General features: G+C 54.0%; 9 protein-coding genes. 4 read left to right on the top strand and 5 right to left on the bottom strand.

Features of this window, described 5'->3' with window-relative positions; translation table 11 throughout:
- Nucleotides 1–51: 51 nt before the first annotated feature.
- Complete coding sequence (locus tag ACLD11_RS07980; RefSeq protein ID WP_001627041.1) at nucleotides 52–1,248, bottom strand: NAD(P)/FAD-dependent oxidoreductase; 1,197 nt, start codon at nucleotides 1,246–1,248, stop codon at nucleotides 52–54.
- A 230-nt stretch (nucleotides 1,249–1,478) separates the two neighbouring features.
- Between ACLD11_RS07980 and pitA the strand changes: the two genes are divergently transcribed.
- Nucleotides 1,479–2,975 carry an inorganic phosphate transporter PitA gene (pitA, locus tag ACLD11_RS07975; RefSeq protein WP_000902764.1) on the top strand — a complete coding sequence of 499 codons (1,497 nt, stop codon included), beginning with the start codon at nucleotides 1,479–1,481 and terminating at the stop codon, nucleotides 2,973–2,975.
- Between the two features lie 141 nt (nucleotides 2,976–3,116).
- On the opposite strand, the gene uspB is transcribed toward pitA, so the two are convergent.
- The gene (uspB, locus tag ACLD11_RS07970; protein ID WP_000626193.1) at nucleotides 3,117–3,452 is read right to left on the bottom strand and encodes a universal stress protein UspB; all 336 of its coding nucleotides are present in this window, start codon (nucleotides 3,450–3,452) and stop codon (nucleotides 3,117–3,119) included.
- A gap of 387 nt (nucleotides 3,453–3,839) precedes the next feature.
- Between uspB and uspA the strand changes: the two genes are divergently transcribed.
- Together uspA and dtpB are read left to right on the top strand one after the other, a co-directional pair.
- Nucleotides 3,840–4,274: a universal stress protein UspA gene (uspA, locus tag ACLD11_RS07965; protein WP_000323565.1), complete on the top strand. Its 435-nt coding sequence runs from the start codon at nucleotides 3,840–3,842 to the stop codon at nucleotides 4,272–4,274.
- A gap of 324 nt (nucleotides 4,275–4,598) precedes the next feature.
- Nucleotides 4,599–6,071 (top strand): dipeptide/tripeptide permease DtpB, encoded by a 1,473-nt coding sequence (dtpB, locus tag ACLD11_RS07960; RefSeq protein WP_001098275.1) that lies wholly within the window; start codon nucleotides 4,599–4,601, stop codon nucleotides 6,069–6,071.
- 91 nt (nucleotides 6,072–6,162) lie between these two features.
- Here the strand turns inward: dtpB and rsmJ are convergent, their stop codons facing one another.
- The 3 genes from rsmJ to ACLD11_RS07945 form a co-directional block, all read right to left on the bottom strand.
- Nucleotides 6,163–6,921, bottom strand: coding sequence for a 16S rRNA (guanine(1516)-N(2))-methyltransferase RsmJ (gene rsmJ, locus ACLD11_RS07955; protein ID WP_076727334.1), 759 nt, complete (start codon nucleotides 6,919–6,921; stop codon nucleotides 6,163–6,165).
- Nucleotides 6,922–6,927: 6 nt separating this feature from the next.
- Complete coding sequence (gene prlC / locus ACLD11_RS07950) at nucleotides 6,928–8,970, bottom strand: oligopeptidase A (protein ID WP_000184178.1); 2,043 nt, start codon at nucleotides 8,968–8,970, stop codon at nucleotides 6,928–6,930.
- Nucleotides 8,971–9,151: 181 nt separating this feature from the next.
- Nucleotides 9,152–10,423 (bottom strand): acid phosphatase, encoded by a 1,272-nt coding sequence (locus ACLD11_RS07945; RefSeq protein ID WP_172496441.1) that lies wholly within the window; start codon nucleotides 10,421–10,423, stop codon nucleotides 9,152–9,154.
- A gap of 210 nt (nucleotides 10,424–10,633) precedes the next feature.
- Here ACLD11_RS07945 and ACLD11_RS07940 point away from each other — a divergent pair, with 210 nt between their 5' ends.
- On the top strand, nucleotides 10,634–11,476 hold the full coding sequence (locus ACLD11_RS07940; RefSeq protein WP_000954235.1) for a 23S rRNA (adenine(2030)-N(6))-methyltransferase RlmJ: 843 nt from the start codon (nucleotides 10,634–10,636) through the stop codon (nucleotides 11,474–11,476).
- The last annotated feature ends 79 nt before the right edge of the window (nucleotides 11,477–11,555 follow it).

The raw sequence follows: 11,555 nt of genomic DNA, 5'->3' as shown, positions 1-11,555 counted from the left end.
TACTAACACCTCTGTCCGGGATGTCTATTCGCTTATTGTTTGTAATGGTATTTAGCGTTTTGCCGCCAAATCCTGCGCGCAGGCCCAGGCGCTCGACCACGCCCACTGGAAGTTATAGCCGCCCAACCAACCGGTGACGTCCATCACTTCGCCGATAAAATAGAGGCCCGGCACGCGGCGCGCTTCCATAGTCCGCGATGATAGCTCGTTTGTATCCACGCCGCCCAGCGTCACTTCCGCTGTCCGATAGCCTTCGGTGCCGTTAGGCTGCACTTGCCAGGCCGTAAGCGTGTCAACCAACGCCTGCTGGTCACGAACGTTCAACTGTCTGAGCGATACATCCGGGATGTGCCCCAACTGTTGTAAACACTCCACCAACCGTTTCGGCAGATGCATCGCCAGCGTGTTCTTCAGACTCTGGTTCGGGTGCGCGTTACGCTGTTCATTGAGAACATCTTCCAGCGAGAGGTCCGGCAATAAGTTAATGCTCACTAACTCGCCCGGTTGCCAGTAGCTGGAAATCTGTAAAACGGCGGGGCCGGACAGCCCACGATGGGTAAAAAGTAGGTTTTCCCGAAATACCGTGCCATTGCGGGCGGTAATCACGCAGGGCACAGAGACGCCAGACAGCGTCTGGAGCTGTTCTAACAGCGGCTTATGTAGCGTAAAGGGCACCAGCCCGGCGCGCGTCGGCAACACCTTGAGACCAAACTGTTCGGCGATTTTATAGCCAAACGGTGATGCGCCAAGCCCCGGCATCGACAGGCCGCCGCTGGCAATCACCAACTTTTGCGTAGTCACCGTCTCGCCGTTCAACGCCAGTATGAAACCCGACTCATCACGCTCGACGCTCAATACCTCGCTACGCAGGCGCATCGTTACGCCGCCTTTGTCGCACTCGGCAACCAGCATATCGACAATGCGTTGGGCGGAATCATCGCAAAAAAGCTGTCCCAGCGTTTTCTCATGCCAGGCTATCCCATACCTGCCGACCAGATCGATAAAGTCCCACTGGGTATAGCGGGCTAATGCTGATTTGCAAAAATGGGGGTTCTGGCTCAAATACGCAGCAGGCTCAACATAAAGATTAGTAAAGTTGCAGCGTCCACCACCGGACATGAGGATTTTACGTCCTGGCTTCTTGCCATTATCGATGAGCAGCACGCGGCTACCCGCCTGTCCTGCCTGCGCGGCGCAAAACATGCCCGCTGCGCCAGCGCCTATAATAACGGCATCAAACCTTTCCACGTCGCCTTCCTCTCTCAAATTCGGGCGGGAATTGTAAAGTTTCCTCAGTGGTCGCACCAGCGCGAAAAGCGCCTGAAAATGGTATTTATCTGAAATATATAAGATAATTCTTTAGTGATATCAAACAAAGCACGAAGTACATCAAAAAAAGTCTATATTTCACTTTGCCCGCGCCGCCAAAGTCACTGATAATGCGCCGCGTTCATGTCCTCAAAATGGCGTAACGTCCTATGCTACATTTGTTTGCTGGCCTGGATTTACATACCGGGCTTTTATTATTGCTTGCTCTGGCTTTTGTGCTGTTCTACGAAGCGATTAACGGCTTCCATGATACAGCCAATGCAGTCGCAACCGTGATTTACACCCGTGCGATGCGTTCGCAACTGGCGGTTGTCATGGCGGCGGTGTTTAACTTTTTTGGCGTTCTGTTGGGGGGTCTCAGCGTGGCGTATGCCATTGTGCATATGCTACCGACGGATCTCCTGCTCAACATGGGTTCCGCGCACGGCCTCGCTATGGTCTTTTCCATGTTGCTGGCGGCGATTATCTGGAACCTCGGTACCTGGTATTTCGGGTTGCCGGCGTCCAGTTCCCACACGCTGATTGGCGCCATTATCGGCATCGGTTTAACCAATGCGATGATGACCGGCACGTCAGTGGTGGATGCGCTTAACATCCCGAAAGTTATCAATATTTTCGGTTCACTCATTATTTCCCCTATTGTCGGTCTGGTATTCGCCGGCGGTCTGATTTTCTTGCTGCGCCGCTACTGGAGCGGTACTAAGAAACGCGCCCGTATCCACCTGACGCCAGCCGAACGTGAAAAGAAAGACGGCAAGAAAAAGCCGCCGTTCTGGACGCGTATCGCGCTGATCCTCTCAGCTATCGGCGTGGCGTTTTCGCATGGCGCGAACGATGGTCAGAAAGGCATTGGCCTGGTCATGCTGGTGCTGATTGGCGTCGCGCCTGCGGGTTTCGTGGTCAATATGAATGCCTCCAGCTACGAAATCACCCGTACGCGCGATGCTATCAACAATGTCGAAACGTACTTTGAGCAGCGTCCTGACCTGCTGAAAGCCGTCACCGGCGTTGACCAACTGATTCCCTCTCCGGAGCCGGGCGCGACTGAACCGACTGAATTCCACTGCCATCCGGCTAACACCATTAACGCGCTTAACCGTGCGAAAGGGATGCTGGCAAACGTGGAAAGCTACGACAAGTTAAGCGTTGAACAGCGTAGTCAGTTGCGTCGCATTATGCTGTGCATTTCCGACACGACCGACAAAGTCGTGAAATTGCCTGGCGTAAGCAGCGATGACCAGCGCCTGCTGAAAAAGCTGAAGACCGATATGTTAAGCACCATTGAGTATGCGCCGGTGTGGATCATTATGGCAGTGGCGTTGGCGCTGGGTATTGGTACGATGATCGGCTGGCGTCGCGTGGCGACCACTATCGGCGAGAAAATTGGTAAAAAAGGCATGACGTATGCGCAGGGAATGTCGGCGCAGATGACGGCGGCAGTCTCTATCGGTCTTGCCAGCTACACCGGTATGCCAGTTTCTACCACCCACGTACTCTCCTCTTCAGTGGCGGGAACCATGGTCGTTGATGGCGGCGGGTTGCAGCGTAAAACCGTGACCAGCATTCTGATGGCCTGGGTATTTACGTTACCGGCGGCGATTATTCTTTCCGGCGTGCTGTACTGGCTTTCCCTGAAGATTATTTAAGCCAAATGGGCCGGATAGCGCTGTCGCTAATCCGGCCTGTCAGAATGAAGCAACACAGGCCTGACAGGCCGCTACAAGCGGCGTCATCCGGGATGGCTTATCTAACACGAGCGGGTCAGGAAACTGGCCCGCTTTTTTTATTCAGTGCCAAATCATGAGCGCAATCAAGCTCACCACCACCAAACCGCATAACGCGCTGGTCAGCAGAAACTGGCGGCGCACGCGTTCACAACGGCGAATAAATTCTTCATCATGATGATCGCGATAGCGCTGAGCGTAGATATACCATACCAGGCGCACCTGTTTGTTGGGCTGACCATGCGTGGTAAAGAAGCCGCCGCCATCGACATATTGATAGAGCAAAGGATCGCAACCACGAAGTACCACTAACAGTGCGCGTAGCGATGAGAAATAGCGCGCCATATTAACAATGCAAACGACACATAAAGCCCAGAATAGTGAGACGGTGCTTATCATATCTCCTCCCCGGCGACCCGCCCACGGAGTTCCTCTCCGGGACTACCGCTCCCCGATACCCTGCCAGACAATCAGTGAAAGAGTACTACGAAAGCCGTCCATATTAACGCTCCGCATTCAAACGGCTCTTATACACATTGTAGGAGATCAGTTAATTTTTTTACCAGAAGGTTAATCACTATCAATGCAATTCACTGAAAATTTTGTTTAACTAGCTGGCAAGCAAGGCAGATTGACGGATTATCCTGGTCGCTATAATGTAAGGATAGTTATGGTAAACTGTTGAGCTAGCCCCGCGCATAGAGTTCGCAGGACGCGGGTGACGCGGCGGCATAAGAAACGCCAGTAGCTCAATGGTCATCGACAACTTATGGAAGGAGTAACACTATGGCTTATAAACACATTCTTATCGCAGTTGATCTCTCCCCGGAAAGTAAAGTTCTGGTTGAAAAAGCGGTCTCTATGGCGCGCCCCTACAACGCGAAAATCTCCCTCATCCACGTTGACGTGAATTATTCAGACCTGTACACCGGCCTGATTGACGTCAATCTGGGCGATATGCAGAAACGTATCTCCGAAGAAACCCACCACGCGCTGACCGAGCTGTCTACCAACGCTGGCTACCCTATCACTGAAACCCTGAGCGGTAGCGGCGATTTGGGCCAGGTGCTGGTTGACGCCATCAAGAAATACGATATGGATCTGGTCGTTTGCGGTCATCACCAGGACTTCTGGAGCAAACTGATGTCTTCTGCGCGCCAGTTGATCAACACCGTTCACGTTGACATGCTGATTGTTCCGCTGCGCGACGAAGAAGAGTAATACTTGCCGTGCTGGCTGGCGGCTAAGACCTTATCTGGTCTATAGTCAATCAGGTTAGCCTGAACCATCAGGCAAATTCCGGCTATCAACAACAACGCCCGCTTATGTGGGCGTTTTGTTTATCCCCCCCTCTTCGCAGCACTCAGTACATCATTCCATCACACCAAACATAATTAGTGTGATCCACTAATTAGTTTGCGTATCATTTGTATAATAACCTATTAATCAGGCTAATAACCGCAGTCTATATCAGGGTAAGACTTTTCGGCGCGTTTTGATATACGCGCTCATACGTTTCGGGATGGCATTGAAAGGCGAAGGAATATGAATACAACTGCACCTACGGGCTTGCTGCAGCAACCTCGTCCATTCTTCATGATCTTTTTTGTAGAATTATGGGAACGATTTGGCTATTACGGCGTCCAGGGCATCCTGGCGGTCTTTTTCGTTAAACAATTGGGTTTTTCTCAGGAACAGGCCTTTATTACCTTTGGCGCTTTTGCAGCGCTGGTTTATGGCCTGATCTCCATCGGCGGCTATGTTGGCGACCATCTGTTAGGGACTAAACGCACCCTGGTCCTGGGCGCGATTGTGTTGGCGATTGGCTATTTTATGACCGGCATGTCGCTATTAAATCCCGATCTGATTTTTATCGCACTGGGTACGATTGCCGTGGGCAACGGGTTATTTAAAGCCAATCCCGCCAGCCTGCTCTCTAAATGCTATCAGCCTAAAGATCCCCGGCTGGATGGCGCTTTCACCCTGTTTTATATGTCAATTAACATCGGTTCTTTGTTATCGCTATCGCTGGCGCCGGTGATTGCCGATAAATTTGGCTATGCGGTGACCTATAATCTGTGCGGCGCTGGTTTAATTGTTGCGCTTCTGGTGTACTTCGCCTGCCGTGGCATGGTGAAAAATATCGGTTCTGAACCGGATCATAAACCGCTACGTTTTCGCAATTTGCTGCTGGTACTGCTCGGCACCGTCGTCATGATTTTCCTCTGCGCCTGGCTGATGCACAACGTTAAGATTGCCAATCTGGTGCTCATCGTCCTTTCTATCGTCGTCACTATTTTCTTCTTTCGCGAAGCGTTTCGTCTGGATAAAACCGGCCGCAATAAAATGTTCGTGGCGTTTATTCTGATGATTGAAGCCGTGCTGTTTTACATTCTGTATGCGCAGATGCCTACCTCGCTGAACTTCTTTGCGATTAATAACGTGCATCATGAAATTCTTGGATTCGCCATTAACCCGGTGAGTTTTCAGGCGCTGAACCCATTCTGGGTGGTCGTCGCCAGTCCGGTACTGGCAGCGATTTACACCCGACTGGGTAGCAAAGGCAAAGATCTGACTATGCCGATGAAATTTACGCTCGGCATGTTCCTCTGCGCGCTGGGTTTTCTGACCGCCGCCGCCGCCGGGATGTGGTTCGCCGATGCGCAAGGACTGACGTCGCCGTGGTTTATCGTGCTGGTGTATCTGTTCCAGAGTCTGGGCGAGTTGCTGATTAGCGCGCTGGGACTGGCAATGGTCGCCGCTCTGGTGCCGCAGCATCTGATGGGCTTTATTCTGGGAATGTGGTTCCTGACCCAGGCTGCCGCCTTCCTGCTCGGCGGTTATGTGGCGACCTTCACTGCCGTACCGGAAAACATCACCGATCCGTTACAGACGCTGCCCATTTATACCGGCGTCTTTAGCAAAATTGGTCTGGTAACGTTGGCGGTCACCGTGGTGATGGCCATTATGGTGCCGTGGTTAAACCGAATGATTAATACGCCAGGCACCGAACAGTAATACTCAGTGCCGGATGCGGCTTACGCCTTATCCGGCCTACAAATAATTGAGAATCGTAGGCCCGATAAGCGCAACGTCATCGGGCAATCCGTTACTCCGTCAGAGGGGTTCCGGCATAAATATCAAACCGATGCCCTTTGGTGACGATGGCGTTGGGCGTCGCGACATCCGCCAGCGGCGGCGCATAATCGGGACGTTTGACCACCACGCGTTTGGTCGCCAACTGACGCGCCGGTTCCAGCAGTCCGTCGGCGTCTAAATCCGGCCCCACCAACGACTGAAACACCCGCATCTCTTTCTTCACCAGCGCGCTTTTCTGCCGGTGAGGAAACATCGGATCGAGGTAGACCACCTGCGGGCGCGGCGTGATATCAGTCAACGCCGTCAGGCTGGAAGCATGAATCAACTGCAAACGCTCCTGAAGCCAGCCGCCAATGTCCGCATCGGCGTAGCCGCGCGCCAGGCCGTCATCGAGCAACGCGGCGACCACCGGATTACGCTCCAGCATCCGCACGCGGCAACCGACGGACGCCAGTACAAACGCATCGCGCCCCAGTCCGGCCGTGGCATCAACCACATCCGGCAGATAATCGCCTTTGATACCAACGGCTTTCGCCACCGCTTCGCCGCGCCCGCCGCCGAACTTACGTCGATGGGCCATCGCGCCGCCAACAAAATCGACGAAAATACCGCCGAGCTTCGGTTCGTCGCGCTTGCGCAGCTCCAGATGTTGCGGCGTCATCACCAGCGCCATTAGATTGTCTTCGTCATGCTCCAGTCCCCAGCGGGCAGCCAGAACAGATAAGGCGCCGTCTGTGGCGCCCGTTTCATCCATTAAGCAGATTTGCACGTAAAATCAGCCTTTAATCCCGTAATGCTCCAGCATCGCGTCCAGTTGTGGTTCACGGCCACGGAAGCGTTTAAAGAGTTCCATCGGCTCTTCAGAACCACCGCGAGTCAGGATGTTATCAAGGAACGACTGACCGGTCTCACGGTTGAAAATGCCTTCCTCCTCAAAGCGGGAATAAGCGTCCGCCGCCAGTACGTCGGCCCACAGATAGCTGTAGTAGCCTGCCGCATAGCCGCCAGCAAAGATATGGCTGAACGCATGTGGGAAGCGGCCCCATGTCGGTGACGGCACCACGGCGACCTGTTTTTTGATTTCAAAGAGCGTCTCAAGAATTTTCGCTCCTTGCTGCGGATTAAATTCCGCATGCAGACGGAAATCAAACAGGCCGAACTCCAGTTGACGCAGAATAAACAGCGCCGCCTGATAGTTTTTCGCCGCCAGCATTTTATCCAGCAGTTCCTTCGGCAACGGCTCGCCGGTTTCATAGTGGCCGGAGATAAACGCCAGCGCTTCCGGCTCCCAGCACCAGTTTTCCATAAACTGACTTGGCAGTTCGACCGCGTCCCACGGCACGCCGCTGATACCGGAGACCCCGGCGGTCTCAATGCGGGTCAGCATATGATGCAGGCCATGACCAAACTCGTGGAACAGGGTGATCACTTCGTCATGGGTAAACAGAGCGGGTTTACCGTTCACCGGACGGTTGAAATTACAGGTCAGATAAGCGACCGGCTTTTGCAATGTGCCGTCCGCCTTACGCATCTGGCCGACACAGTCGTCCATCCACGCCCCGCCGCGTTTGTGTTCGCGCGCGTACAGGTCAAGGTAGAAGCTGCCGCGCAGCTCGTTATTTTCGTCATACAGTTCAAAGAAACGCACTTCCGGGTGCCAGACATCAACGTCAGTACGCTCTTTGGCGGTGATGCCGTAAATACGTTTCACCACTTCAAACAGGCCATTCACGGCTTTGTTTTCCGGGAAGTACGGACGTAGCTGCTCATCGCTGATGCTGTACAGGTGCTGTTTTTGCTTTTCACTGTAGTACGCGATATCCCACGGTTGTAGCTCCTCAACGCCAAATTCGGCTTTGGCGAAGGCGCGCAGCTGGGCCAGCTCTTTCTCCCCCTGCGGGCGGGCGCGTTTCGCCAGATCGGTTAAGAAATCGAGCACCTGCTGCGGATTTTCCGCCATCTTGGTGGCCAGCGATTCATGGGCATAATTTTCGAAGCCCAGCAGTTGCGCCAGTTCATGGCGCAGCGCAAGAATTTCTTCCATCACCGGGCTATTATCCCACTTACCGGCGTTCGGCCCCTGGTCGGAGGCGCGAGTGGAATAGGCGCGATACATCTCTTCGCGCAACGCCTGGTTGTCGCAGTAGGTCATGACCGGCAGATAGCTCGGGATATCCAGGGTCAGCAGGTAACCTTCCTGCTCTTTGGCTTCCGCCTGGGCTTTAGCGGCGGCGAGCGCGCTTTCCGGCATTCCCGCCAGCTCGGCTTCGTCGGTGATGAGCTTCGTCCAGCCCATGGTGGCATCGAGCACATTATTGCTGTACTGGTTGCCCAGCTCAGACAGGCGAGTGGCGATTTCGCCGTAACGCTGCTGTTTCTCTTTCGGCAGACCGATGCCGGACAGTTCAAAATCACGCAGCGCGTTATCAACCGCTTTCTTCTGCGCGGTATTCAGAGTGGCGTAATGATCGCCGTCGCGCAGGTCGCGGTACGCATTGTACAACCCTTCATGTTGCCCAACCCAGGTGCTGTATTCAGACAGCAGCGGCAGCGTCTGTTCGTAGGCTTCACGCAGCTCCGGACTATTTTTCACCGAGTTTAAGTGGCTAATTGGCGAGAAAATACGCCCCAGAACATCGTCGGCTTCCGCCAACGGCTGGCAGAGGTTTTCCCAGCTATACGGCGCGCCATGCGCCACAACGCCTTCTACCGCCGCCCGGCAATCGGCCAACGCTTTGGTGACCGCAGGCACCACATGCTCCGGTTTAATTGCAGAAAAAGGCGGCAGTGAAAAAGACGTTAGTAATGGATTGGTCATATGCGCAGTCCTGTAGAAGAAGGTGAGTGGAGCGCGCTTTTGGCGCTCTCGCGATGAGATCTAGAATGGGGGATAGTAAGGGGAATTTCAATGATGGACAGCGTACAGACGTGGGTATCGCTGCAATAAGCCGCCCCTTTAACATCATCCCGGCTTACGTTTTATAAGCCGGGTGACAACGTTAGCGCGTTTTTCTCGCCATCTCGTAAGCAGCGGACAGATCCAGACGCTGCCAGAACTGTTGATCCTCGGTCTCGCCCGACAACGGATATCCTGCCGGTAACGCCGTCTCTTCCATTAACGCCTGACACTGCGCTGGCGACAGGTTCGGCAGCGCTGTCTGTAGCAGAACATCGGCGCCTTTTGGTATTTTCAACGGCTGATGCTCGCCTTTCTGTTGCGGCAGGTTATAAGTCATGGTGAAGCGGTAGAAGGTATGCATAGCCGGATCGCGGTACGGATCGTCTTTTCCGGCCGATGCCGCGCATTCGACAATCGTCGTACCGCACTCTTTCACCAGCGCCTCGCGCAGTTGGGCGCGAGCTTCGTTGAATAACGTACGGTAATACGGATCGTTAAGATAATGCGCGACATTACGCTGCGCGACCATCCGCGCGCCCATTACATCCAGCGGATAGTGTACGCCAAGAACCAGGCGAGAATAGCCATAACGCGCGCCACGAATCACCAGCGCATCAAAGCGTTCCGGGATCATTTCCGCCATCAACAGCGCATCCGTATAACCGGTATTCGTGTGTCCGCTGGGGAAAGCACCGCCACCTGCGGTATAAGGATGACCATCTTTTACCACCACATCATCCGGCGTCAAATGGATAGTATTACCCGGCACCTGGTAAGGACGCGGGTAATGAAAATATTTTTTCGCCGCGCCGGTGCTGACTTCCGAGGCTTTAATCAACGCCGCCGCTTTGCCCAACTCACCTTTATCATAAGCGGCGAGAAATGCCCGCCCCAGCCGCGGCCCCATTGCGTCGCTCAGGAAATAGAGATACTCCACGCTTTCCGCATCCGCCAGCGCCTGGTGACGGGTATTAACATCGGCATCGTGATTAATCGCCGTCACCGTCGCCAGATTGTCTTTCAATACTGCTTCCGGCAATGTATTGAAGGCGGAAAGTAGGGTAATTCCCATCTGTTGATTCTCAGTAGTATGAAAATCATAACCGCTAGCCTGTAACCAGGCATTATCCGCCTGGATGGAATTCTGTCGCATCTGAGCCAGGGCGTCGCGAGTCAACGCGGCGGTATCGCCTTGTAATGCCTTACGCAACTGTGTCAGCCATTGAGCCTCAAGGTCATTAAAGGCGACGCTCGCCGAGTCGGGCGTCACGCTTTTCGCTATCGACTCCGCCTGGGACAGGGGAATATCTTTCGCCAGTGCCGGCATCGCCAGCGCCAGAGATGACGCCAGTACAGTAATGTGTAGTTTCATTATGGTTCCTTTCATTAAAAATAACGCCAGGTCAAAACCACTACCTTGCCCACAGGCGATGCTGGCCTGCGCAGTTGACGGTTTGATGATACGAACACGTCTTGCAATACTTTCACAACGCGCGAAACAACATGGCGGTACTGGGGTAATCTGCACGGATCTGCGGTAAACTATCGGCTAACTTGTTTACTTCCCGGAATATCTGCATCCATGCTCAGTTATCGTCACAGCTTTCACGCTGGCAACCACGCCGACGTCCTTAAACATACCGTTCAGAGCCTGATCATCGAGTCGCTAAAAGAGAAAGAAAAACCGTTTCTCTATCTGGACACGCACGCGGGCGCGGGGCGTTATCAGTTGGGCAGCGAACATGCTGAACGTACCGGAGAGTATCTGGAAGGCATTGCCCGTATCTGGCAGCAGGACGACCTGCCCGCCGAACTGGAACCGTATATTAGCGTCGTAAAACATTTCAACCGCAGCGGGCAGTTACGCTACTATCCGGGCTCCCCGTTAATCGCCCGCCAGTTGCTGCGTGAGCAGGACAGTCTGCAACTCACGGAATTGCATCCCAGCGACTTCCCACTGTTGCGCGCGGAGTTTCAAAAAGACAACCGTGCCCGTGTGGAACGCGCTGACGGCTATCAGCAACTGAAAGCCAAATTGCCGCCGGTTTCCCGCCGCGGTCTGATCCTCATTGACCCGCCTTATGAAATGAAAACCGACTACCAGGCGGTAGTCAGCGGCATCAGCGAGGGTTATAAACGTTTCGCCACCGGGACATACGCGCTATGGTATCCGGTGGTGCTCCGCCAGCAAATTAAGCGCATGATTCATGAGCTGGAGGCCACCGGCATCCGTAAAATCCTGCAAATTGAGCTGGCGATCCGCCCGGACAGCGATCAGCGCGGGATGACGGCCTCCGGTATGATCGTGGTTAACCCGCCGTGGAAACTGGAGCAGCAGATGAACAACGTGCTACCGTGGCTGCACAGCAGGTTGGCGCCAAACGGTCACGGACACACTTCGGTAAGCTGGATCGTGCCGGAGTAATCACAGCCATCGGTGGAACCTTTCACCTTCAGGTATACAATCGCGAATATTTTGGCGGGTAGCGCAGAATCTATCCGTC

The sequence above is a fragment of the Salmonella sp. 741265116_PST genome, assembly GCF_046567715.1.
Classification (GTDB): Bacteria; Pseudomonadota; Gammaproteobacteria; order Enterobacterales; family Enterobacteriaceae; genus Salmonella; species Salmonella enterica.
Note: the sequence above shows the minus strand (reverse complement) of the source record. Positions and strands in the feature narration are given on the sequence as shown.